This window comes from Paenibacillus solani, assembly GCF_050475945.1.
Classification (GTDB): Bacteria; Bacillota; Bacilli; order Paenibacillales; family Paenibacillaceae; genus Paenibacillus_AQ; species Paenibacillus_AQ solani_A.
Genome location: NZ_JBCMXJ010000007.1, coordinates 252236 through 277209, shown reverse-complemented (window position 1 = coordinate 277209; position 24974 = coordinate 252236). Strand labels below are relative to the sequence as shown.

Here is a 24974-nt window from a genome sequence, read left to right as displayed (position 1 = left end):
ATGAATCAACTACTGCATATTGTATACGATTTTGGGGGATTGGATCATGCGAAAACTAAAAAGATGGAACAAAACCATACTATTTTTTCTCGTTTTGGTAGTATTTCTGTTTGTTAACAATACATCGCTGTTCACCAAAGAGCGTGACGCAAAGCCGCTGCTGCTGGCGCATCGCGGGCTCGGCCAAACTTTCTCAATGGAAGGCATTGAAGCCGATACCTGCACCGCCTCCCGTATCTATGTGCCGGAGCATGCTTACCTGGAAAACACCATTCCATCCATGAAAGCAGCATTTGAAGCCGGTGCCGATATTGTGGAACTGGATATCAAGCCAACCAAAGACGGCCAGTTCGCCGTGTTTCATGATTGGACACTCGATTGCCGCACCAATATGGAGGGCTCGGTCAAGGATTATACCATGGACCAGCTGAAAAACATAGACATCGGCTATGGTTACACCGCGGATGAGGGGGCGACTTATCCTTTTCGGGGAAAGGGCGTGGGGCTGATTCCGTCACTGGACGAGGTGTTAGCGGCATTCCCTGACGGCGCATTTCTCATCCATATCAAAAGCACGGATCCCGAGGAAGGAAAGCTGCTGGCAGACTATCTATCCGGACTTCCGGTGAATCGCCTTACCCAGCTAACCGTATACGGAGATGATGGCCCCATCCGCACATTAAAATCGCAGCTGCCGTCCCTGCGCGTCATGTCGAAGGATACGCTGAAGAGCTGTCTCGTATCCTATGCCGGGGCCGGCTGGAGCGGCTATCTCCCGTCCGTATGCCGCAATACAGAGCTGCATATACCGGAGAAATATGCCCGTTATTTATGGGGGTGGCCGGATAAATTCCTGAACCGGATGGACAGCATTAATACCAGGGTCATTCTCGTCGCCGGGGACGGCGGCTGGTCGGAGGGCTTTGACTCCGTCCTGGACCTGCAAAGGCTGCCTGACGATTACAGCGGCGGCATATGGACGAATCGAATCGATGTGATCGCCCCGGAGTTCACAATCAAGAAGCTCGAATAACAGAGGAACCCGTCCAATTAGCATTCATCATGAAGTGCGAATCGGAGGTTACGCAAACCTGCACATTTCCTACTGAAAGCCCCTGCCATGCTGCAGGGCTTTTTTTTATTTTCACGTAGCAATTGGGCAAAGTTTTTAGGGTGTTTTTACCGATGACTATTAGTAGGGTCTTTCGTCTAATTTCCATATAAATTTAATGCAATATAGGAGTTGATATTTTGGCCAGGGAAACAGAAAAAAAAGGAATGGTCTGGTTTAAGAATTCACGTTCAAATCAGAATCTACCCGAGAAGAACCACAGCGAACACCAAGAGGTTGACATAAAAGCAGAAGAAGAGTCCGCTTATTCTGGGGAATCGGAACTGCCCGCAGCAGAAGGCAATAACCATCTATTCTCCAAGGATAGCCAAGATAAGATCGGCCTTGATGTCATTGTCTCGATTGAGAACATGCTCAAGGAACGACAATTACTGTCCTATAAGAACAAAGGCTTGGAGGACCAGCTCTCCACTGCAAACGAAACGATCAACCGGTACAAGCAGGAACAGATTAAGCGGGACCAGCTAATTCAGGAGAAGAACAAGGAAATTCGTGAACTCGAGAACGTCCTGACCAACAAACAGATGAGCTACGATCAGCTGCTTGAAGATTACAAGGAATATCAGCTTACGACAAACCTGGCGTATGAGAAGCTCTCCAGCCAGTTAGAAACAGAAACCGCCAAGTACAACAAGCTCTATGAAGAGTCCAACAACACGCAATATCAGAGCATGCTCAAGATCAACTCACTTGAGGAGAAGATCCGCGAGCTAGAGATTGCAAACCAGAGGTATGCCGAGCAATACCAGAACATCTTGGATGACAAAGCCAAATTGATGCAGACCATCAATGATTTCACCGAGAAAATGTCCTTCTCCTTCTCACCGAAAACGGCGGCTTCCAGCACTTCATCAGACTAAAGAAGACTACTACATACAGCAGCTAGAAGAAGGGGGACAGCCATGACAGACTATTATGGAAAAGTCATAGAGCTGCTGGCTATCGAAGGAAGTACCGCAACCGATCTGCGAATCAGGTTATCCTTCATGAATTCGGTTGAGTTGTTATGGGTGACCGATAACGAAACCGCAGCCAATCTAGCGGCCATATCGGATTTTGACGGAGTTCATAAATACCGAATATCCTTACATACCATGTGGGATATAAATAAACAGCAATACATAGGCTCCGTAACCCGGACATACCGCGATCATAGTGAACCGTTTCCTTTTGCCTGTTCTATTCAGTTCAGGGATGAATTAGAGTACATAATGAAAGCCCGACATTTAGATGACTTACATACCTTGCCCTTCCTGTCGACGTACAGGCCGGATGCAGATCTGACCGAGGAGACGCAAATCAAGGAGGTAATAGCCGCCTCAAGTTCAGCAAGGAAGCGAAGCCGCCTTCCGTTTAAACTGGTGGGCGCAACCATGGTGAGCTTGATTATTGTTCTTTTGTTAAGCTCGTTCAATTACTCGTATCCTGATGATATTCAGCTTCAACCTGCAACAACAGCCTCCGTTGAGGCTGAGACCTCCAGCCAATGGCTTGCCGTGAATAGAATGACAAAGATAACTCACTCTGTCGTATCGGCACCCAAAGTGGAACAAACAGATAACAAGCAGGAAGATATCATAGATACCCTACCTTCCGCTGCCGTTCCACAACTGGAACTGGATGAACTCATTAGCTTCAGCATCCCGAAAGGCTATGTAGCCCTTACATTCGATGATGGGCCTTCCAAGTATTCCATGGATATCATGAACGTCTTGCAGCAATACAAGGTGGGTGGAACGTTCTTCTTTATTGGCACAAATGTGAAAAAACATCCGGACTATGTGCAAGCCATCAGCGCAGGCGGCTATTCCGTCGGCAGTCATTCCATGACCCATAGCCAGATGTCGAACCTCTCTCTTAAACAGCAAGAGGCTGAGATGACTCAAGCGGCCAGTCTCATCGAGCATATCACCAATGAGAAATTGGTACTCTTCCGTCCGCCTTACGGTGCATTTGATGATCAGACCGAATCGTTGAGTCAACAACTAGGTAATAAGCTGGTTCTCTGGAACCGGGACACGGAGGACTGGCTGACACGAGACGAGGACAAGATCCTGGATTATATCCAGCAAACCGAAGCTTCCGGCTCCATTATTCTTCTGCATGAATCTCAGGCGGTTGTAGATGCCTTACCCAGAATCATTACCCATCTGCAGAATCAGGGGCTGAACATCGTCAGTTTGCAATAATCGATAGTTTCACGAAAAAAGGCTGTATCCTCGATGTTTAGGAACCTATCAGGGTACAGCCTTTATAAATATATCGAACCATGCCCCCGCTCCTGGAAGCCTATGTTCATTTCATCATAAGCTTTCCCTAAGAGGCATCGGGAACATCAACACAGAATCTTATGTTCGAGGTGAGCCTATGGCAAACCGGTTATCCACCAGCAAGATAATCCTGCTATCTATCTGTATTGCCGCTGTGATTGCAAGTATCATCTTCATCTCGTACACCATCATCGATCATAAGGAGAACCCAGATGTGACAGCTGTCTTCATGAAAGAACATATGACGAACGATAACGGGACCATAGCTACCTATCTCAAGCCGGCGCCTTCCGAGCATCCGGACATCGTTGCTGGCAGAGAAGCGCTATCTGAGTCGCTCGGTTTATGGATGCAATACGCCGTACTCTCCGAAAATCAGACCCACTTCGATGATAACGTCAGGCTTCTGACGACTTATTTCCTCGATCAGGCTCCTAAATCCTATATCCGTTGGAAGCTCCGGTCCGATGGCCAAGCTGAAGTCACAACCAATGCGCTTGGGGATGATCTTCGAATTCTGGATGCTTTGCTGAAAGCATACAAGCTCTGGGGCCAGGAAGAGTATCTTCAATTAGCGAAGGACATTGGCACAACACTTAAAGCCTCTTCTCAAACCGCAGGATATTTTGTCGACTTCCATGATTTCGAGCGTGATGAATCAGCAGCCGTACTGAGCCTGGTTTACGTGGACATCTCGGCATTGCGGGAAATGCGAAATAACGGAATTCTGACCACTTCCGATTATAAACGTTACGAGGACCTGCTCCTTCACATGCCCAGTGACGGTATATTTTCCCCAAAAACATTCCGCATTGCCTCAGGTCAGTATGAATACGACGCATCCATCAATCTGATTGACCAGTTAATCCTAGGCATTCATCTCGCTGAAATGGGACATCCGCCAAAGGAGCTCTTGCTATTCCTGAAGGAAGAATTCCAGCAGAACCAGCGGCTCTTCGGACGCTATAACCGGGAGACCCGAAAGCCCGGCACTGATTATGAATCGCCTGCCGTCTACGGCTTGGCCATGATCCTGGCCATAAAAACAAATGACCTCGCTTGGGCTGAACAGTTATATGATCGGATGATCCAATTCCGAGGCCAGGAGCGCGCTTATCCGGGAGGGTATGTGTTTGATGGAAATACGCATGCTTTTGACAATCTGTTCCCCTTGCTGGCTGAAACACTATTCAAACATGCCAGAAAATAGACATTGCGGAAACAGGATCTCAGAATTTCAAGAATCAGCGGGGCAGTTCATTTTAATGCCCATACAAAAACACCTTCAAGACTGGCTCTAAGTCTTATGACCCGGCGCATTCAATCTCTTGAAGGTGTTTTCCATTTATCTCACATTATGTGGTCAGTCCTGAACCTTAATGAAAGGCTGTCGTGCTGCGTATGTATGGTATGTAATATAGCAGTGTTTACATTATATTTTCTTCACAAACTCCGATTTTAATTTCATCGCACCGAATCCATCAATTTTGCAGTCGATATCATGATCTCCATCTACTAAACGTATATTTTTCACCTTCGTGCCTATTTTTAAGACAGTCGAGCTGCCTTTTACTTTAAGATCCTTGATCACCGTAACAGAGTCCCCGTCGGCCAGGACATTTCCATTGGCGTCTTTAATAATTCTGGCGTCCTCGCTATGCTCCGCTTCCGACCCCGCAGGCCATTCATGAGCGCATTCCGGGCAAACCAGATGATTTCGGTCCTCGTATGTATATTGTGAACTACATTTAGGGCAATTTGGCAAAGTAGACATGGTTGTGTATTCTCCATTCGTTTTATACTACTATAGCCTATATTCAAATATAATGCAGGCGATTGCGTGATTCGGGCAGAATTACAGGCTGACCACGGATAAGGCAGTCTGTAGTCGGTTCAGATGAATCGAATACGGTTTACGGATACCTTCTTTACGCAATATGCCTTCAGATACCAGCTGGTTTATGATTGGTGTTACGGTTTCTCTTATACTCCCTGTCATGCTTGCCAGCTCCTGATGGGTCAATTCAATCTCTAGCGTCACCCATTCATGCATCATCTGCGAATTTGAGGTAAATTTAATAGCCAGTTTATGAAGCAAAAAAAGCAGACGTTGTCGCACGCTTCCGTACGCCATATACCCCAGGAGCTCCTCTACCTCCTTCAACCTGGCTGTGACGAGTTCAATGTACTTTAAGGCAAGCATCGGCTTTTCACTGACAATCTTGCGGAATTGCTGAACATCTATTTCACAAATGATGGAGTCTTCCATCGTGACGGCAAACATATCAGCACTCGTATGAAAGGATGATAATTCCCCAAATAAATGGCCCGCCCCCAGAATATCAAGTGTTAGCTCCTTCCCTTCCTCCGTCAGCTTATAGAGACGTACTTTTCCTGACTTTACGATGTATAACACTTTGGGGCTCATATAGGGAGAAACCACCATACTTCCTTTGCTGCGAATTTCGAGTGGCGTTACATGATTCAACTGCAGCAGCTCATCCTGGGTAAGTCCATCAAACAGGTCCATTCTTGCTAAGTATGTAATCAACTCCAAACCCTATCTCGCCCTTTCGCTTTGTATTCCAGACTACATCCTTCACATTTCTTGGCATATACACTAAATCTGGAGGAAGCAACTTCCATAGAAAACGAAGGAGTGATGTGCAGATGGAACCACTGTGGATCATCTTGATCCAGTGTATATTGATCGGAATGTTTGCTCTTTCCGCATCATTCAAGTTTCTCCGTACCCGTTCGATGGTCCAGCATTGGACCCAATACAGGTATCCAACATGGGGAATGTTCGCCGTTGCCAGTCTGGAAACAGCAGGAATTGTTCTAATGATATCAGCATTCTGGTCGCCGGAGAATAGAATTTATGCCGCTTCTTTATTTGCTGTCCTGATGATAGGAGCCGTTCATGCTCATCTAGTCCGAGCCAGGCATCATCCCGTCATGGCCATCAATGCCGTCCTCATGCTTGGATTGTCTGTTACCCTTCTATTCCAGAAATGATTGAAATGAGAATAAGGCCCCAATAGTCTTCTCTTATCAAGGGCAAACAGAAGAAGGCTCCTCATCCCATGTCACAGACGAGGAGCCTTTTGCTATCCTGCTATTACTCTCTATTCTACTAACACTCATTTCACCCATTTATCCAGAAGAGGCCCTTCCTCTCCAAAGACAGGATCCGTCTGTGGAACAGGCACGCTGCGAATTTCATTCATTGCCTGTGTCCGGTCCGTCGGGCTCCGCTCCCTAATATTCGGCGTAACCCCTTCCGGATAAGCACCAATGACTTCAAAATCAGGACTGCTGGTGAGCTTCATATGGGCAGTACCAGCCGGCAGGACCAGCACGTCGCCCGTGGTTATCTCCAGCCGCTCTCCCGCATCGCCGCCTACAAGAACGGTCGCACTACCGGAACGTACGCCCAGAACTTCATGGGTATTGCTGTGATAATGGTGATAATCGAATACACCACCCTCCCAGCTGCCGGTCCAATGGTGGCGGTTGAAGGCGGCCTCTAAACCGTTAGGATCATCCGCGAATACCCCATTGTACACAATGACCGGCAGCTCCGGATTATTGGGAACCTCGCCATCATCCTTTACAAAGAATGATCGAACATGTACATTCATGGTCATCTGCTCCTTTCAACACTTGGATCCACTCGTAGTACCAGTACCCCAAGCATCCGTGCCTCAAACAATCCCTGTATTGATGGAGGAAACCATTCCTAATATGCGAACCTATTATGCTCGTTGCTGTTCCAAAGACTGTTTCAACCGGTACAGCTGCCGTAAATGATGCCTATAGTGCATTTCAATGAGCAAAAACCACTCCTCGGCATTCAATCCACCAAAACTCGGATGGGCGACTGTATGTATCGGAGATGCCTCTCCAAGCATCGGCTCGATTTGTCTCATTCGTTGGATTACGGTATCCAACCCTTGGACTAACTGCTCTTTGGTTGCAGGCTGCTCAGGTGTATATTGAGGAGATGGCGGAACTTGAATACGAATGGGAGGGAAGCTGCCCTGTTCGAATACCGCTGTTCCCTCTCTGGTTTTTCCGGCCGTGGACGCTCCTGCCTCTCCAATCGGGTTCAAGCATTGCTCAATATTCCGAAGATGCATAAACAGCGCGGATTGAACCAAGTGCTGATACATTTGCCCGATCGACCACTCGTCCTCTGCCTGTCTGTACTGTAATTCCTCCATACTGAAGCCATCCAGTTCCTGTAAATAGACCTGCACCGTCTCTTCAAACCGCTGTAATGCTTCCGTTGTATTCATATCAACCACTCCTTAGATGTCTTTGTACCGAATATACAAAAACGCTACTGACAACGTTATGTCAGTAGCGTTTAAACATCTTTTCCGCTTCTTCACGGATTTGGTCACGGAAGGAATCCGGCTCAAGAACAACGATATTCGATCCCCAGCTAAGCACCCACTGTAAAATCTCCTCCGGCCGGCGAACGCGAAAGCTCATTAGCAGCCCGTCTTCGCATTCTTCGAATGTCTCCATGTAATAATTGCCTGATTCCTTGACTCGATCCGCAATATCGGGATTTGCCAGAATCCGAACCTGCAGGTTACGATCATCCGGAGGTCGATAGTCCTCCAAGTTAAAATACGGCGGCATCTCAAAACGCTCTTCAAGAACCGTCAGATCCTTCATGCGGGACAGCCGAAAATGGCGAATGCCTTGCCGTAGGTCGCACCAGGCAACTAATGTCCATGAGCCTTGAAGAAATGCCAGCCCATAAGGAGCTGCCGAGCGAAAGCTGTTTCGATCGCCTGTAGAATCGGACAACTTCTTCACATAATGGAATTCTATCTTTCGCTCTTCCAGTATAGCTCGGCGAATCATCTCAACATAATCCTTCTCCTCTTCTGAAATCGCCTTGTTAACGGGAGTAAGCAGCCGCATGGTCTTCCGAACCCGCGAAGCGTCTGCGCGGACAGCCTCCGGCAGAATAGATTCTATCTTTTTACGGGAAGCCTGAGCCTTTAAACCATATCCAACGTCAAAACGTTGTTCAATGAAGTCGGTTCCAATGAGCAGTGCCACAGCTTCCTCTGCCGTAAACATGACTGGCGGCAGAAAATATCCCGCCATTAACGAGTATCCTTGTCCGGGGGCTCCCATCACAGGTACACCCGCTTCGCTAAGGGCTTGAATATCCCGGTAGATCGTCCGGACGCTTGTCTCAAATATGGATGCCAAATCTTCGGCCCGCACAACCTTTCGCTGCTGCAGCTCAAGCAGGATTGCCAGCATTCGATCAGTCTTGTTCATGCTGCTGTACCTCCAATCCGGCTCAAACCTCTCCCCAGTACACTTTCGTCTCGTAATCAAAAAACACGCTGCCATCCTGCTTATTCTGTTCGAACAGGTTGCGCAGCTCTTTCATCATCGGTTCGTAATTCGGATGCCCAGGGATCGGAGCATATGAGGATGATTGCAAGCGGCCGCACAAGCCTTCGTAATCAAACGTCTGCCGATTGAAGAACTTCGCTTCCTTCATATCCCCTGACCGGAAAAAGGAAGCGAGCGTTTCATGCGAAATGTTCTTCTGATCCACTTGCTCATAATCGGTGCCATAGGTAAGGAGCAGCCGCTCATAAGCTTCCAGGAACGGTGTTCCCTGTGTAAGCCTGGAATTCCAGACCAGCACTACCTTACCGCCTGGTTTCAATATCCGCCGAAACTCGGCTTGGGCGGCATCCCGATCAAACCAGTGAAACGCCTGGGCACTTACGATATGATCGACCGATTGATCAGGCAGCCCTGTCACCTCGGCTGAACCCGTGACTATTCGAAAGCGAGGCTTGCCTTCAAGTTCCGACTCGGCAGCTTCCCGCATAGCCTGATTGGGTTCCACCGCGGTCACGCGGCTTCCCCGCTCCAGCAGCAGCTTCGTGAATATCCCCGTCCCTGCGCCGATATCGGCAATCTCACCGTCCAATCCTACCGTATCGTACAGATAATCCAGGGCCTCATGCGGATAACTCGGGCGATACTTCGTATACGAATCTACCCGATTCGAAAACCGTTCCTTGCTGTCCATCCTAAACCACACTCCTCTCCCAAATCTAAGTTAAATTCTAGTTCATGATACTGTATGTCTCGCTAGATGAAACTCTATTTCATTTTCGATAACAACTCCATTTTATAGCAATCCCCCCCTGTTATCCAGCATAATGTTATCCATAATGAGCATGGATTTTTCCTCTCCTAAGCAGCAAGAAAAAATCCCCGATACGCCTGAAGAGACGAACCGGGGTTCTATATGATCCATATTCGTATAATAACCGTTCCCAACGAGCATAAAAATGGGCAGCAAGCAGAGTCGACATCATATCGATAACAACATCCGCAGATCAGCTACACAACCGCCTGCCAGTATAGCAGTACGTCGAATGCCGCCTATGGCTCATACTCATTCAGCTTTCCTTCATAAATCAGCTGCAGCCGCTCGCATTGGCGAAAATCATCCGGTGTTACCAAAGCGGGCAGCTTATCCCAGAGCCTGACTCCGGACCGCTGCAGAATCTCGGCCACGAATTGCGAACAGAAATAGGAATTGCTGAATTCGATTGGTTCCTTCAGCGCGATGCCCAGGACACCCAGTATATTATAAAAGTACTTATGGTTTTTTCGGATAAACGCCTGCAGCACCCGCTTCATTTTCGCGACATCGCGTTCCATTACCCGCAGCTCATAGATGACGCATGTCGTGTTCGGATACTTACTGAACGTGCCCGTCTGCAGATCTTCCTTCACAAATCCACCATTCAGAGGGTTATTCGGATTCTTTCTCCCAAAACTGTATAACTCCGACAGCTCACGATTAAAGGATATCGATGCATGATTATAAGGTGCCCTTGTGTAACCCTGAATGACTTTCGTAAAGAGCGTACCGGTATTGGTAAGCAATATAAAGACCGATTGATCGTCTACCATTTACGAAAATTCCCCTTATCCCTATTGAATTGTTCCTTCATCATAACATATGATTCCTGTAGTGGAACTATCTCGTAATTCACTCCAGCTTCGTATTACTCCATGATAGGAATAATCAGATTGCTCCATGTAATCCCAAACAAGAGTTGTCAGAAGATTATATTTTTTAAAACGATCTCCCACAGCTACTTTGTGTTTGTTTTCTACAAAAACATACCAAAAAACCTCGAAATATGAATAGTAGTTACCATATAGGTTTACTATCATGCCCGCGGTTTTTTCAGCTGCTTCATATTAGATAGGATTTCCTTCATCCAGAATCCGATAAGTTTGAATAATTATTCGTTTTCTAATTGTTCAATCAGCTGCTTTAATTTCTCATAATTTTCTGGTGGGTTAAACGTGATACTGCCGAAATTCTCTACATAAGCTACTGATTCATTAAGGAGCATAAATGTTAATACTGAGCCATTCTTCATATGAATTTCTATATCTCGATAATTTTTTAATGTGTGTGGCTCGGTATAATTTGTATATGAATTTAGAATTGTTGCTATCTTAACAATTTCCTCTCTTTTATTTACTTCTGCGGATTTATGCCTTTCTGGTTCATGGTCATAAACAATAATATTTGAAATATCTTCAGGTTTAAGTTTGAAAGTTGGTTTATTATTCTCCTGAGGATTCTCAACCACATTAGGCTTTTTCTCTGACGAATTAGTACAGGAGACTATTAGAAAAGGGATACCTAACAGGATCATTATAATAATTGCCCTGCTAATTTTTTCCATTACAAACCTCCATTTTAGATTCTTATAAAGAATGACGTAGGAATCACTATTGAAGTTACACTTATCGGGAAAATTGCAAATCACAAATGTTAACTCCTTGATATGTCCAGTCATTTCTTCTAATCGAGCCCCAAAATCTTTTCAGCTTTCTTCATAATGACTTGAAGTTCTTTAGATGGGCCGACTCTCTCATCTAATGGAATTCTAGTAATGACGCTTTTTTTCTTTCTACCAAGTAATTTCTTCATAAATATAAACCTCCCAGCAAGCTTTTAATTCTAGGGCGTCCGCTGGTGAAAGGTCTATACCTCATCTAGCAAAAAAACATATAAAAATGCTCCTTTTCTAAATGCTGCATGTCCATAAGCAAACTTGCTGCATCACTAGGGCTTCGTATAATTACTTCATCCTTGGAATTTTGAATATATTTTAAGCGTTTAGCTAATTAAAGCTTTGACTTGAGTTGAATGTTCTTTTAGCTTCTTGAACCAAAAACTGATTTTGTGGAATAATGTAAGTACTCATATTTAATGCCCTGCATAGCAAAAGTAACAAGTTGGTGATGAAAGCATATGGACAGCTCGCTTGTAACCTTAATTCTGATCTTCTTTGTTTTATCGGTCATCCAGCTCCTCTATTATGTGGTAAGCAAGACACAGCCGAATATCGACTACACTGATGTGGGCATGCGCATCAAAACCTGGTGGGGCATGCTGATCATATTCTGCATGGCAACACTGCTGAATCCTGTCGTTTCTCTGTTATCCCTGATGGTGCTTACTTTCTTTACGCTTAAAGAATATTTCTCGATGATCAAAACAAGGAAAGCCGATCGTCGGTTATTTCTGTGGGCGTATTTAACCATACCGGTGCAATTCTATTGGATCTATATTGAATGGTACGGGATGTTTATTGTGTTCATCCCCATTTATGTGTTCCTGGTGCTGCCGCTTCCGCGGTTGATCAACAAGGGCACCGTCGGTTTCATGCGCAGCGTCAGCTCTACGCAATGGGGCCTGATGCTTATGGTATTCGGTCTCAGCCACCTGGCTTACTTCCAATTTGCCACGCCCCAGTACGGGGCTGGACTTGTGCTGTTTCTCGTGGTCCTGACGCAGCTAAACGATGTGGTGCATACGATCGCCTCTCTTTATTTTGGCAAAAGGAGAATTGTACCTACCTCCAACCCGAATCTGACCTGGGAAGGCTTCGCATGCGCTTTTCTCGTTACGTCTGGCTGTTCCTATCTCATCTATCCCTACCTGACGCCGCTGAGTCCGACGTTTGGGCTCCTGTCCGGCATGTTGATCAGCCTCAGCGGCTTCTTCGGCAGTTTGACGGTTTCCGTGCTGAAGCGTGACCTGTTAATCGGGGATGACGGACGATTCGACGCCTTGAAGAAAAGCTATCTGAGCCGGGTGGACAGTCTCACCTACACCTCCCCGATCTTTTTTCATTTCATCCGTTATTTCTACGACTTTATGTAAGGCAGGCTTTAGGCCCCAATAGAACCTCATACAGCCATAACCCAAGTGAGCTTGTGCCCGTTTGGATTATGGCTATTAGGGTCTGTATTATTTTTAGGAGTGCGGAGAATCTTGAAGCTTCAAATCTTCATAGTGGGTAACCCGGTTTCGTCCATTTTCCTTGGAAGCATAGAGCGCCTGGTCTGCCTGTTCCAAGAGTATCGCTTCATTGTCCTCTAAAGCATCCGTTGCCGTCATGATCCCAATGCTGATGGTCACGCCGTCCTCTTTCCAGCTGAAATCGCTGACTGCCTGCCGGATTCGATCTGCACAGGCCTTGGCCTCACTGGCCTGTGTCCGCGGCAGCAGCATGACAAACTCTTCTCCTCCATACCGGGCCACGATATCTCCTTCGCGGGCATGCGTCTGCAGGACACTCGCTACATCGAATAGAACCTCATCTCCATACGCATGTCCCCAAGTGTCGTTCACGCGTTTGAAATGGTCAATGTCCAGCATGAACAACGAGAACGGAACACCCGTTTCGCTAAAAAGCTTAAGCTCTTCTTCCAGCTTCTCCTGAAAGAACCTTCGGTTCTTCATTCCAGTAAGCTTATCGGTATTCGACAGCTCCAACAGGACCGCGTTGATCTCCATCAGCTCTGTTTGCTTTCGCTCAATCTCCGCGTAGATATGCTGCAGTTCCTCCAAGGCTTGATCCTTCTCCCAATAGGCCTTTTCAATCTGCTTATTCGCCAGTCGAAGCTCCATCTCATAATCAATACGCTTACCTACCTGTACCAATACGCAGTCCAGCCATTCTTGGCCTTCCCGCTCGGACTTTCGTCCATTCAAAATAAAGGGAACCGACTCTCCCCGGCTGTTCTTCAACCGGATCAACAGTTCTTCCACATGCCCGTCAAGATTGATATACGGGTAGAAATAAGAGTGGAACATCAGCTTGTTCGCCGTCGACATCAACGTCTCAAAATGCTTCTGCACCAAATCTTCCTGCCGATACCCCATCATATCGAGAAAAGTCTGATTCACATCCGCCACAATGCCCTCATGGGTAATAGAAACATAGCCGCATGGAGCATAGTTCAAACGCACATCCATTGCTTATTGATCGATCCTTTCCGCACAGGTCGCTTAGCTTGTACTGAAACTTACCGCCTAACCGTTCATGTATTCAAATAGGATTGTATTAATGAAATCGTTTCTTCCGGATGACTGATATGCGGATAATGGCCCTTGGCCTCCATTAAGCGAAACGCACTGTTCGATATATGGGCGTGTAGGTACTCGCCGGCCGAAATAGGTACGATGCTGTCATCCGAGCATTGCATGATAAGTGTAGAAACTGTAGCCTTAGGCAGCTCCTGCCGGCAGTCCGAGAAAAAGGTGACCTCGGCGAACTCCCTCGTAATGACTGGATCGGTCGAAATAAAGCTTCGCTCCAGCTCTTGAGTCAGACTCGGCATCTCCGGATTCTTCATGGCAATCGGTGCAAGGAAGCCGGCCCATCCCGCAAAATTCATCTCTATCATATCCAGCAGTTCCGTCACATCGCTTTTTTCAAAGCCTCCGACATAACCCACATCATTTAAATAACGGGCGGACGGCCCGATCATGATTAACTCAGCAAAATACTCGGGACGTTCGATGGATGCCAGCATGCCAATCATGGAACTGACGGAGTGGCCAATAAAAGTCACGTCCTGCAGCTCTAACGCCTCCATAATGTCCAGCACATCCTGCACATATCCGTGAAGGCTGCCGTACCTCTCCGAAGTATATGCGGACAGGTCGGAATAGCCTGAGCCCACGTAATCAAACAACACAATTCGATAATGCGGTTCAAAAGCAGGCAGGATATATTTCCACATGCTCTGGTCACATCCAAACCCATGCGCCAGCATAAGCGTGCGCTCTCCTGTCCCCAACACCTTCACGTTATTTCGTGCAATAATCTGAACCTCATTCATTCATATAAACTCCCTATCATCTTCATTCTTTCTCTCCATTCTAAGGGACCTTTTGGAAATATCAAGTCATTCCTGCGAATGTTTGTCGATTTAAGATAAATAGGATCGAAGTAACACGAAATCTCCTAAAATCCATGAAACCTACCTATTTAAATCGCTTTAGCAGCCTAAAATATCGAAAGATGAACCATAACCGAGACTGCACACGAAAAGCTAGCATGTATTCGTTTTCTTGCTCGCTGGTTGGGTTTTACATGCACAACTGAAATAGGATAGTTTATTACATAAGATGTCATATGGGTTTATATGGTATTTAAGGTTTTAAATGTTTGTGATTTTCTCCCTCGATACCATGATATTCACCCTTGACACCGATCGCACAGAAAGAGCGTTTGCCTGCAGATACGACAGTAGAGCAGGCGAAAGGACGCACCATACTGGTCATCATTGCTAAGAGAGACGAAAGAGACAGAGAAAATGAGAAGAGAGAGGAGTGAGGCATTTGCAGTATTTCTTTTATGGTTTGGCCGGCGCGTTTCTGGTATTTCAAATCTTGTATACGTTCATCCCGCTGCTATGCAGCAAGGTGAAGAAGCTCAACCCTGATCTGGCCGAAAAATCAATTTCCGTACTCGTCCCTGCCTATAACGAGGAACTGACGATTGGGAATTGTATTGATGCCATGGCTGCACTGCGTTACAGCAACTATGAAATCTTGATTATTAACGACGGTTCGAAGGACGGAACGTTGTCTGCGCTGAACGAGCTCCTGGATTTAAGGCCGGACGCCAGAATGGCAGATGGCAAACTGTCCTACAAACCCATAAAAGGATTCTATCGTTCGGATCGCTATCGCCATATTTATGTGATCAACAAGGTGAATGGCGGAAAAGCGGATTCGCTGAATGCAGGCATTGATTATGCCCTATCCGACATCGTGATCACCCTGGATGCAGACAGCATGCTGGAGGCTGACTCGCTCCGTTATGTAAATCAATATTTCCATGATGACGATATTATCGCATTGGGCGGAACCGTAAAGATTGTACAAGGCGCCATGCGGGACAAGAACGGTGTCATCCTCGAGAAGTTTCGCGGCAGAGGGCTCATCAAGAGCCAGATCATCAATTATACGCACGGCTTCTATGTCCGCAAGCTTACGCAATCGTATTTTAATTCTATTGTGGTGATCTCGGGTGCTTTTGGCGCCTTTTACAAAGACGTTCTGCTTCAAGTCGGCGGCTTTCGCAGCACGGTGGGTGAAGATATCGACATCACGCTGAAAATTCATGAGTATATCAAGGCCAATGGATTGAAGAAAAAGCTCGTCTATGCCCCCGAAGCCGTGTGCTATACCGAATGCCCCGAGAATCTCCCCAACTTCTATAAGCAGCGCATTCGCTGGCAGAAGGCGTTCATTGACTGCATCCTTATCTATTGGTCCCGGCTGTCCAAGAGGTTCAGCGTCAAAGTCAGCCTGTTCTTTGCCATTGACGGATTCATGCTCGGAACGCTGTCGGCGTTCACCACGGTTTTCTATCTGGGACAGACGCTGATCGTTGGTGGAAATATCCTGCATGCTGTTATCTTTCTGCTGGTGAGCGTGCTGCTGAATGCAGCCCAGATTCTCATTTCCTTCTACTTATGCCGTAAGTACGGTAGTACGTATACGTTTTGGGATTATATGAAGATGTTCCTGTTCAGTCAGGCAGAGCTGCTAACTTACCGTAATCTGCTGCTCTATATCAACATTGCAGGGACGTTTAAATATTTTGACAATGATGAGGGCTGGGGCTTCGTGGAACGTAAAGGTGTAGCCGCTATCAGCCAGAACATGGCTGCAGGATCGAATTAAGTTATGGAGAAGGAGGCTGTTTGAAACCACATGGTTCCCAATAAGAGAATTGTCTACGTCGATATCCTAAGAATCCTATCCATTGTTGCTGTCATTATTCTGCACTATACAGCGGAGGTACTAACCAATTCAAATAACTTCAATTCCTCCTCCTGGTGGATCAGCAACGGGTTCAACTCCATTTCCCGCTTCGCCGTGCCTGTGTTCTTCATGATCAGCGGCGCGATGATTCTGAGAACGAACATTACGTCTTACCGAGAATTTTATAGAAAGCGTGTCGTGCCGCTGCTCATTCCCCTTCTGACCTGGTCGCTCATCTATGGCCTGTATAATCAATATTATGTGATGAAAAGCAAGCTGAGTGCCTATGCATTCGTTGTTGACTTCGGGTACCGGCTGCTTACTGACCGGAATTATGTACATCTCTGGTTCCTGTATGCCATTATTGCCATCTATATGACGGTGCCGCTCATCAGCAAATTCATCAAAGCCTGCTCCGAGAAGGACCTCCGGTATTATCTGCTTCTCTGGTTTATCGTCAGCATCGCCTACCGTTTCCTCTCGGATGCCATCTTTCGGGCCACCGATCAATACATTAACATTCCCATCATGAACATTCCGTTCTTCATGGGTTATCTGGGCTATTTTATATTGGGGTATTATCTCTTTCATTTCGAGCTGCCCCTCAAAGCCAAAAACTATCTGTACAATTTGGGCATTATATCGTTTTTCATTACGCCGGTGGCTACCTATTTTGTCTCACTGCGCAGCGGTGTCCTGGATGAAATGTTCTATGGAAATTATTCCATTACCACCTTCTTCATGTCGGTCGGTTTATTCATCTTCTTTAAGGAGAAGGAAGCGGCGATCAGCCAACAAGTGAACCATAAAGTCCAGAAATTGATCAGTTCGGTTTCCCGGGCCAGCTTCAGCATCTATCTGATCCACCTGTTGGTCGAGATGATGTTATCCGGGCGAACTGGAGTCGATGCGACGTTTCTGGAAGCCTCCCTCAGCCTGGTCGTGAATATCTCCATCATCTTCGGCATCAGCTATATCACCGTCAAAGTGCTGAACCTAAGCAAAGCGGCAACCTACATTCTATTCGGCGGGCGAGGTTAACCATATGAGAATAACAATCTATACCAAATGTTTCATTGTGCTGCTGCTTGTGGGCATGGGACTCTATTTCTATCAAATCTCCGCGGCGGAAGACCGGAAAATAACGGCGGTTTATGTGGAGGCCTGGCAGGATTACCGGGACATGAGGCTGTCGGAGAAAGGCGTGGATATCGCGTTTATCGCGTTTGCCAAGATTACAGGAACGGATCTCTACTTTCATGAAGACAGCACAACTAATGACCAGATTAAAGAGAACATTAAACAGCTGAAAGCATCGAATCCGAACACACGCATGGTGCTGGCCGTAGGTGGTTACGGTGCAGACGGATTCTCCGATGCAGCACTCGATGGGAACCGGTATCTCTTCACGGAAAGCATCATCAACCTGGTCAAAGAGCTGGACCTTGACGGAGTGGACATCGACTGGGAATATCCGGCGTTCCATGCCTGGAACACGCAGAAAGCGCGCCCGGAGGATACGAAGAATTTCACCAGCCTGATGAAGGAGCTGCGGGAGAAGCTGTACAGGCTGCCTCACAAGAACAAGGACTATCTGCTGACCTTCGCTTCCGGAACCCAGGACTGGTATTTTCAGAATGTCGAGGTTAAGAAGGTGGAGAAGTATGTGGATTACATCAACGTTATGACCTACGACCTGACCGGCAAATGGTCCGACACCACCGGCTTTAACTCCAATCTGTATGTAGACAGCCAAGGCAAATCCAAGCACTCCATAGATGGCATCATCTCGATGTACTTGGATCATGATATCGACAGCAAAAAGCTGCTGCTCGGCGTCCCTGCCTACTCGTACGGCTGGAAGAACGTGAAAGAGAACCAAGGGGCCAAGAACGGTCTCTTCGCTCCTGGAACACCCATCGATATCGACAAGGTGAACCTCCATTACAAGCAGATCGAGAAGGATTACCTGAACAAAAATGGCTTCAAACGTTATTTCGACGATCAAGCCAAAGCCGCCTACCTGTATGACGGCAAGACCTTCATCAGTTATGAGGATAAGGAAGCCCTGAAAGAGAAGGTGGCCTACATCCAGAGCAAGAATCTTGGAGGTGCAATGGTCTGGCAGTATGCCCAGGACGCGGAGGACGGCATCGTGAAGTATTTGACGGAGCATTTGAATGAGAAGCAGCAAGCGGATAAGCGGTAATATAAAGCGACAGTACCTAATCTCAGTCCATGCTTTATACGTTCTTTGAGAGGGTACACACCTAGACTGCTTTACCCGAAAAAGCCGATGATCATCGCAGTCGAATGCGGATCATCGGCTCTATCTATTTTGGAAAACCGAATCGTCTACATATTAATTCATCAGTATCCTATATTTTCGTTTTATCACTTTCACCAGTGACTCTTACAGCCTCTATGTGACTGTACCGATTAAAATAAATGGTTTTGTCCTTCTTAATCCATCTGACCATGATATGACAGAAAAGAAAGAACCATAACAGACCTGTAAGAAAAACAACTCCAATTACAAATAGGTTAGCTAGAAGATCCTCACCCATTTGATTAGAAAATATTTTCGATAATGCGGAGAGCATTAGAGGCATATAGACAATGATGTAACGTCGGCTCAAGCTTCCTAACCAATTCCCCTTTTCGGGAAGCAATCTCATGCGAACGATCTTGGAGCCCACCGTATTCCCTTTCCAAATTACAGGGATAACTACCATAACCACAAAGAAAACAATGGCAAAAATGATCTCCTCAACAAGTACTCCCGGTCTCTTCAGCAACCCGAATATAAAGTTGGTTATCACTCTGGTAATTATTATATTTAGAAGAACCTCCATGAGTTGGGCACCAAAAGTTGCTTTTCTCTGGTTGTTAAAGAAGTCCCTTTGCTCACTAAGGGTTTCCCTCGATGGAATTAACACCAAAAACATAGGAGCGAGTATAAAGCCAAGTACAGTCCCCACTGTATTCGTCAACAAATCATCTACATCAAATATACGATAGGGGCATTCAAAAAAGCCAAACAAAGCGGTTCGTTGGGTTATTTCAAAGAAAAACGAAACACCAAACCCAATAAGAGCGGCATGATACCATTTTGCTTTCCCCTTAAAAAAGTATCTTAGAAACACACCTAAAGGAAACAAAAGCAAAACATTAAAAAACATTTGGTAAAAGGCACGTGTCGTCAACAAGTCGATATAACTTGAAGGGACCGCCCAATGAAATCCACTTTCGCGCTGAATATCCCGTACAAATTGAAAAGGACGATTTTGTATGAATATCGCGCCGGGATCAATCGAAGCACAATTATTCCGAACACTGGGTAATGGAAAAATCACTAAGAAGAATGCACTTAATCCATAAAAAATAAAGCTTAAGATAAGTAATGTTCTCCAAAAGCTAAAATACCCATGTTTACGATACTGATAAACCGCCCACGGCAGCGTTAGAAAAAGTGCTAATAAAAAGCATATGGAAATGGCAATAAAAATAGGCAATACATAGACTTGCACTTCGTTCTCCCTTTCTATTTGCACCTCGAGGAATAACAACTAAGCAGATGAATAATCCTCAGTCGTATAAGTATTTCCAAAAGATTGATCTGGCAATACCTTGTGATCTATTACCCAAGAGCGCATAGAGAGCATAAATGATCTATGATAATCCCCCCATATATAAAAAGGCCAAGCAAAGTAAATCTTGCTTGGCTTTTTGAGGTCCTTGGCGTTCAGAAAACTTATGCTTATATCGTTTAATCTTTTTTACTATAGGAGCATTCCTTCTTCTTTACGTCCCGCAAAAAGTCCGGTAAGGACGCGATCGCTCAGGCACTACGGCATACTCGGCCTGCGCCGGAGAATACGCGTAAGGATCGGATAGCGCGTGCAGCAGTTCCTCCATGACGCTGTAATCACCCTCCTGCTCTGCCGCTTCCAGTGCTTCCTCTACCCGGTGATTACGTGGAATGATCGCAGGATTGCTGCTGCGCATAAGTTCCAAGGATTGTTCCTTGGATTCCTGCTGCCGATCAAGTCTCGCCTGCCAGCGCTCATACCAGGAAGCCCATTCAGGCGTACCCGTCAGAGGCGTACAATCCAGCTGATCCAGCGTCAACGCACGGAAGGTATTCGTATAGTCTGCCTGATGGTTCTTCATCATCTGGAGGAGGTTCTCGATCAGTGATTCATCTTCCTCCTCCTCATGGAAGATCCCCAGCTTGGCCCTCATACCTGCAAGCCAATGTCCGTGATACAGATCAGCGAATGATCCGATCGCCTCCTCAGCCAGCTTGATGGCCTGCTCCTCTTCCTCATGCAGCAGGGGCAGCAGGGCTTCCGCCAATCTGGCGAGATTCCAGGTAGCCATATGCGGCTGATTCACGTAAGCATAGCGGCCTTGAGCATCGATGGAGCTGAATACCGTATTGGGGTCAAAGGTATCCATGAACGCACACGGACCGTAATCAATCGTTTCGCCGCTGAGTGTCATATTATCGGTATTCATCACCCCATGAATAAAACCGACCAGCTGCCACTTGGCGATTAGGGCAGCCTGCCGCTTGATGACCTCCTGGAGCAAGACCAAATAGCGGTTGCTACCGTCAGCGAGATCAGCATCCGGGTAATGCCGCTTTAAGGTGTAATCGGCCAGAATCCGCAGATCTTCGGTCGTACCTGCTCCCCTAACGTATTGAAATGTACCTACTCTAATATGACTTGAGGCCACACGGGTCAGAATTGCACCAGGCAGCTCTCTCTCCCGGGTGACAGGCTGTCCGGTGGATACGACCGCCAGGCTGCGGGTGGTTGGAATCCCCAGGGCAAACATCGCCTCACTGATGATATATTCACGCAGCATCGGACCCAGAGCCGCCCGGCCATCGCCCCCACGGGAATACGGCGTCCGTCCCGAGCCTTTGAGCTGAATATCCAGGCGTTTCCCCTCCGGAGTGAGTTGTTCTCCAAGAAGAATTGCCCGTCCGTCCCCGAGCATCGTAAAATAACCAAACTGGTGGCCCGCATACGCCTGTGCGAGCGGTGAAGCACCTTCTGGTATTTTGTTACCCGCCAGCATGGCAGCACCCTCTGCGCTCCGGAGCGCCTCTGCGTTTAAACCCAGGGATTCCGCCAACGGCTCATTTAGAATAACCAGCTCCGGCGAGCGCACGGGCGTGGGATCTTGTAAGGTATAAAAGGAATCCGGCAGCTTCGCATAGCTGTTGTCAAAATTCCATCCAATCTCGGTCACAGCATTGTTATTCGTCATGAGATCTCCTTCTCAAAAAGCAAGTTTGATAAATTAGGTTCTACGTATTATTTAAACACAAGTCACTGTTGATAGGGTTTACTGTAGGAAATTAATTATTCCGCAGGATAAAAACTGCATGTCCTATAAAAGAAAAATCGCCATCGGGAATTCCGATGACGATGATAAAGTGAGTGAAATCTTTAGTCCCGACTTGCCAGCTTTGATAACAGACGGATGATTTCGATATACAACCATACGAGTGTAACCAACAAACCGAAGGAAGCGTACCACTCCATGTATTTAGGTGAACCGTTCTCGGCTCCCTCTTCGATAAAATTAAAATCGAGTATAAAATTCAATGCCGCAATAATGATGATGACAACGGAAATTCCGATGCCAATCAGGGTGCTGTCATGCAGGAAAGGCACAGCCACGCCGAACATCCGCAGTACGAAACTTAACAAGTATACAAGCGCAACACCGATCGTAGCGGTGATAACCCCACGCTTGAAGCCTGCAGTAGCCTTGATCAGGCCCAATTTATAAGCAATCAGCATACCCAGGAATATAGACATCGTCAGTAAAGCCGCTTGCATCGTGATTCCATAATACAAATACTCGTAATGAGCCGATAAAGCACCCAGGAAGAAGCCTTCCAGGACTGCATACACCGGAGCTAGAAATGGTGCTGCCTTCGGCACAAAGCTGATAATCAACGCCAGCACAAAGCCGCCGATCGCTCCGCCGATCATGTACGGGAATACCTCATACCCGTTGTAGAACATAACCCATGAAATAACGGCTGCCCCAATCAGCAGCGCGAGCAGCATGAACGATTTGTTCACTGTGCCGCCAATTGTCATCGTTTCTTGATCGTTGTAATAATATCCTTCGCGCTCAAACCTTTCTTCGTTGAGCGTCGGATTTCCACTGCGCCCTATCAAATGAATATCCTCCCTATCTAACTTTTTTATTTATTCTAACATAGGTTGGAATATTTTAGGATACACAAAATTAAGCATCACACATCAATTCAAGAATTATCTTTCACAGGGCTATGATGAAAGCCCGCCGAGGAAGGCATCGAAATTCGTGGCAAGACGTGTAATCTTATAATTCTTGGCCTTGTCAACATGGACGACCTCAGGTTCGCCATCGTTCCCCGACGAGCGATAATCCAGCATTACAACCTCGGATGGGGAAGGACAATCGCAAATGACCACGCCAATCTCAGGATACCCGCCGCTTTCGATCATATAGCGGCTGCCCAGGCTTCCGCACAGTGATTTTTTCTTATCTCGTCCAATTCCCAGAATGCCTGAGATTTCGATATATTCCTGCGCTCCATCCCCTATCGGAAACTTCCTGTTTCGGGGAATTCCACCATTATGTAATTTCATCGCTTTGATATAGGATGCAGGCAGTTTGAAGACCAATGATTCTTCCACCGATTCAATCAGATCATCTGAAGGTGGAGCTGAGGTGTATTGGTCAGCCGCAAGTGCGCGATCATCCCAGAAATTCAGTACATCCGGATCGGTATGGGACATCGCAATCGGTTGCTCTGCAGGTTTCGGAGCGGTTTTACTGCGAATCCATTCCAAGAACTCGAGTGTATCCTCGTCGCCGGGCTCCAATTGATCAGCTACTTCAAACGCTCTTCGCGCTTCCTCATACCGGTCCAAGTAGTAATAAGCAAGTCCAATGCGATAATGCCACAGCGGATCATCCTTGCCCTCATCTTGTATTGACAAAAATAACTCAACTGCCTCGTCATAGCGTTCCAAATTATTCATCGCTCGGCCCAAATGGCTGATCAGCACATAATCCCGTTCTTCCTCCGGAATTTCCATAATCGCATCTACGATTTCCTCAAACTCGTCCTCTTCATGCCACTCTTCCAGCTGCTCCAGTAGCTCTTCACTCATCGTCTGTCGCCTCCCAATCAAATCACTTGATCAAATTATACCATTTTCCTCTCCCCAGAACATGCCGCAAAGTCGAGATTCCCCCCAGTAAATTCCCTATTATCCCCAAGTTTGAACTCTAATGGAGTGGTTAAGTATTTTTTGAATCCCATACCACACAGCAGGAGGTAATCAACATGACAGAAAAATTAGTTGGTGTATTTGCATCGGAACAAGACGCTTCAAATGCAATCCAAGATTTAAAAGACCTCGGTTATCGTGCGGATGATATTTCGGTAGTAGGCAAAAACAAAGCAGATATAGATACGATTCATGACGAGACAGGAACCAAGGCTCCGGAAGGCATTGCTACCGGCGCGGCAACCGGTGGCGTGCTAGGTGGCGTAGCCGGACTGCTGGCTGGTCTGGGAGCGCTGGCGATTCCTGGTATCGGACCAATCTTGGCAGCAGGACCAATTGCAGCAACGCTAACCGGAGCCGCGGTGGGAGCAGGTACAGGAGGACTGGTCGGAGGACTGGTTGGTCTGGGTATACCGGAAGATGAGGCCAAAGAATACAACTCGCATGTTAATAGCGGTAATATTCTGGTGATGATGGACGCGGATAACAATCGGGACGATCAGGTATATACTGTATTCCGCAATCACCATTCCTTAAATGCATCCTATTACAAGAATCGCGGAGGCGTAACGAATTCGAATTCGGATGCCGTGGATGTTCCTACGCGTGAAAAGAGAGAGCCTGTCTTCTATCAGGAGATGGCTACACTGGATCGCCCAAATCGTCTGGACCAGCAGGATAAGCGTACCCTTGATACTGACCAGGAGCGCACCATGCGTCTTCGCGAGGAACAGCTGGATATCTCGAAGAAGCCACAATCCGCCGGCGAGGGTAATCTTCGTAAGGAAGTCGTCGAGAACGAGCAGACAATTAATGTCCCGGTAACCCGCGAAGAGGTTGTAATTGAGAAAAAATCGGTGAAAGATGATGTTTCCGGTGAACCGATCGGCCGTGATGAAACCATCCGCATCCCCGTCACGGAGGAACGCGTTGAGGTCAATAAACGCCCGGTAGTCACTGGTGAAGGAGAAGTCCATAAACAAAAAGTGGAGGATACCGAGCAGGTTCGGGATACATTGAAGAAGGAAGTAGCCCATCTGGACCAGACAGGAAACCCTACGATTAAGGGAGATAAAAATCTGGACTAATAGGGTCAATGC

Annotated in this window: 26 protein-coding genes; 11 read left to right on the top strand and 15 right to left on the bottom strand. The window is 46.8% G+C overall.

The genetic code is table 11. The features are described 5' to 3' along the window. Nucleotides 1-46 precede the first annotated feature (46 nt). The 4 genes from ABEQ74_RS09430 to ABEQ74_RS09415 all read left to right on the top strand — a co-directional run bounded on the left by ABEQ74_RS09430 (nt 47) and on the right by ABEQ74_RS09415 (nt 4612). The gene (locus ABEQ74_RS09430) at nt 47-1033 is read left to right on the top strand and encodes a glycerophosphodiester phosphodiesterase family protein (protein WP_430121764.1); all 987 of its coding nucleotides are present in this window, start codon (nt 47-49) and stop codon (nt 1031-1033) included. A 218-nt stretch (nt 1034-1251) separates the two neighbouring features. Next, nucleotides 1252-1992, top strand: coding sequence for a hypothetical protein (locus ABEQ74_RS09425; protein WP_430121762.1), 741 nt, complete (start codon nt 1252-1254; stop codon nt 1990-1992). 42 nt (nt 1993-2034) lie between these two features. Further along, nucleotides 2035-3321 carry a polysaccharide deacetylase family protein gene (locus tag ABEQ74_RS09420; RefSeq protein ID WP_430121760.1) on the top strand — a complete coding sequence of 429 codons (1287 nt, stop codon included), beginning with the start codon at nt 2035-2037 and terminating at the stop codon, nt 3319-3321. Between the two features lie 178 nt (nt 3322-3499). Next, a complete protein-coding gene (locus ABEQ74_RS09415) occupies nt 3500-4612 on the top strand; it encodes a glycosyl hydrolase family 8 (RefSeq protein ID WP_430121758.1) in 1113 nt (370 codons plus the stop codon). Between the two features lie 222 nt (nt 4613-4834). On the opposite strand, the gene ABEQ74_RS09410 is transcribed toward ABEQ74_RS09415, so the two are convergent. Together ABEQ74_RS09410 and ABEQ74_RS09405 are read right to left on the bottom strand one after the other, a co-directional pair. Then, a complete protein-coding gene (locus ABEQ74_RS09410) occupies nt 4835-5176 on the bottom strand; it encodes a zinc ribbon domain-containing protein YjdM (protein ID WP_430121756.1) in 342 nt (113 codons plus the stop codon). Between the two features lie 81 nt (nt 5177-5257). Beyond that, nucleotides 5258-5959: a Crp/Fnr family transcriptional regulator gene (locus tag ABEQ74_RS09405; RefSeq protein ID WP_430121754.1), complete on the bottom strand. Its 702-nt coding sequence runs from the start codon at nt 5957-5959 to the stop codon at nt 5258-5260. A 113-nt stretch (nt 5960-6072) separates the two neighbouring features. Between ABEQ74_RS09405 and ABEQ74_RS09400 the strand changes: the two genes are divergently transcribed. Next, nucleotides 6073-6420: a DoxX family protein gene (locus tag ABEQ74_RS09400; protein WP_430121752.1), complete on the top strand. Its 348-nt coding sequence runs from the start codon at nt 6073-6075 to the stop codon at nt 6418-6420. 125 nt (nt 6421-6545) lie between these two features. Here ABEQ74_RS09400 and ABEQ74_RS09395 read toward each other — a convergent pair whose 3' ends face one another. The 7 genes from ABEQ74_RS09395 to ABEQ74_RS09365 form a co-directional block, all read right to left on the bottom strand. Continuing rightward, nucleotides 6546-7046 (bottom strand): cupin domain-containing protein, encoded by a 501-nt coding sequence (locus tag ABEQ74_RS09395; RefSeq protein WP_430121750.1) that lies wholly within the window; start codon nt 7044-7046, stop codon nt 6546-6548. Between the two features lie 114 nt (nt 7047-7160). Next, nucleotides 7161-7703 (bottom strand): DinB family protein, encoded by a 543-nt coding sequence (locus ABEQ74_RS09390; protein WP_430121748.1) that lies wholly within the window; start codon nt 7701-7703, stop codon nt 7161-7163. 61 nt (nt 7704-7764) lie between these two features. Then, nucleotides 7765-8712: a helix-turn-helix transcriptional regulator gene (locus ABEQ74_RS09385; protein WP_430121746.1), complete on the bottom strand. Its 948-nt coding sequence runs from the start codon at nt 8710-8712 to the stop codon at nt 7765-7767. 22 nt (nt 8713-8734) lie between these two features. After that, complete coding sequence (locus ABEQ74_RS09380; RefSeq protein ID WP_430121744.1) at nt 8735-9484, bottom strand: class I SAM-dependent methyltransferase; 750 nt, start codon at nt 9482-9484, stop codon at nt 8735-8737. A gap of 359 nt (nt 9485-9843) precedes the next feature. Next, nucleotides 9844-10380 (bottom strand): hypothetical protein, encoded by a 537-nt coding sequence (locus ABEQ74_RS09375; protein ID WP_430121742.1) that lies wholly within the window; start codon nt 10378-10380, stop codon nt 9844-9846. Nucleotides 10381-10718: 338 nt separating this feature from the next. Continuing rightward, the gene (locus ABEQ74_RS09370) at nt 10719-11171 is read right to left on the bottom strand and encodes a hypothetical protein (RefSeq protein WP_430121740.1); all 453 of its coding nucleotides are present in this window, start codon (nt 11169-11171) and stop codon (nt 10719-10721) included. A 119-nt stretch (nt 11172-11290) separates the two neighbouring features. Beyond that, a complete protein-coding gene (locus ABEQ74_RS09365) occupies nt 11291-11419 on the bottom strand; it encodes a hypothetical protein (protein ID WP_430121738.1) in 129 nt (42 codons plus the stop codon). 324 nt (nt 11420-11743) lie between these two features. On the opposite strand from ABEQ74_RS09365, the gene ABEQ74_RS09360 reads away from it, so the two are divergent. After that, on the top strand, nt 11744-12658 hold the full coding sequence (locus tag ABEQ74_RS09360; RefSeq protein ID WP_430121736.1) for a phosphatidate cytidylyltransferase: 915 nt from the start codon (nt 11744-11746) through the stop codon (nt 12656-12658). A 93-nt stretch (nt 12659-12751) separates the two neighbouring features. On the opposite strand, the gene ABEQ74_RS09355 is transcribed toward ABEQ74_RS09360, so the two are convergent. Together ABEQ74_RS09355 and ABEQ74_RS09350 are read right to left on the bottom strand one after the other, a co-directional pair. Further along, nucleotides 12752-13756, bottom strand: a complete 1005-nt coding sequence (locus tag ABEQ74_RS09355) for a sensor domain-containing diguanylate cyclase (RefSeq protein ID WP_430121734.1) — start codon at nt 13754-13756, stop codon at nt 12752-12754. Between the two features lie 65 nt (nt 13757-13821). Beyond that, entirely contained in the window at nt 13822-14625 is an 804-nt protein-coding gene (locus ABEQ74_RS09350; protein WP_430121732.1) for an alpha/beta fold hydrolase, read from the bottom strand. 365 nt (nt 14626-14990) lie between these two features. Here ABEQ74_RS09350 and ABEQ74_RS09345 point away from each other — a divergent pair, with 365 nt between their 5' ends. Genes ABEQ74_RS09345 through ABEQ74_RS09330 form a run of 4 tightly spaced genes read left to right on the top strand, consistent with a single transcriptional unit; the run spans nt 14991 to nt 18770 of the window. Continuing rightward, entirely contained in the window at nt 14991-15122 is a 132-nt protein-coding gene (locus ABEQ74_RS09345; RefSeq protein WP_430121730.1) for a hypothetical protein, read from the top strand. Nucleotides 15123-15127: 5 nt separating this feature from the next. Then, the gene (locus ABEQ74_RS09340) at nt 15128-16480 is read left to right on the top strand and encodes a glycosyltransferase family 2 protein (RefSeq protein WP_430121728.1); all 1353 of its coding nucleotides are present in this window, start codon (nt 15128-15130) and stop codon (nt 16478-16480) included. Between the two features lie 30 nt (nt 16481-16510). Further along, nucleotides 16511-17602 (top strand): acyltransferase, encoded by a 1092-nt coding sequence (locus tag ABEQ74_RS09335; RefSeq protein ID WP_430121726.1) that lies wholly within the window; start codon nt 16511-16513, stop codon nt 17600-17602. A 4-nt stretch (nt 17603-17606) separates the two neighbouring features. Next, entirely contained in the window at nt 17607-18770 is a 1164-nt protein-coding gene (locus ABEQ74_RS09330; RefSeq protein WP_430121724.1) for a glycoside hydrolase family 18 protein, read from the top strand. A 169-nt stretch (nt 18771-18939) separates the two neighbouring features. Here ABEQ74_RS09330 and ABEQ74_RS09325 read toward each other — a convergent pair whose 3' ends face one another. The 4 genes from ABEQ74_RS09325 to ABEQ74_RS09310 form a co-directional block, all read right to left on the bottom strand. Continuing rightward, entirely contained in the window at nt 18940-20091 is a 1152-nt protein-coding gene (locus ABEQ74_RS09325; RefSeq protein ID WP_430121722.1) for a VanZ family protein, read from the bottom strand. A gap of 274 nt (nt 20092-20365) precedes the next feature. Beyond that, entirely contained in the window at nt 20366-21844 is a 1479-nt protein-coding gene (locus tag ABEQ74_RS09320) for a protein adenylyltransferase SelO (RefSeq protein ID WP_430121720.1), read from the bottom strand. A 182-nt stretch (nt 21845-22026) separates the two neighbouring features. After that, a complete protein-coding gene (locus ABEQ74_RS09315; protein ID WP_430121718.1) occupies nt 22027-22770 on the bottom strand; it encodes a Bax inhibitor-1/YccA family protein in 744 nt (247 codons plus the stop codon). Nucleotides 22771-22881: 111 nt separating this feature from the next. After that, a complete protein-coding gene (locus tag ABEQ74_RS09310) occupies nt 22882-23754 on the bottom strand; it encodes an SMI1/KNR4 family protein (RefSeq protein ID WP_430121716.1) in 873 nt (290 codons plus the stop codon). Between the two features lie 176 nt (nt 23755-23930). On the opposite strand from ABEQ74_RS09310, the gene ABEQ74_RS09305 reads away from it, so the two are divergent. Further along, complete coding sequence (locus ABEQ74_RS09305; RefSeq protein WP_430121714.1) at nt 23931-24962, top strand: YsnF/AvaK domain-containing protein; 1032 nt, start codon at nt 23931-23933, stop codon at nt 24960-24962. Nucleotides 24963-24974 lie beyond the last annotated feature (12 nt).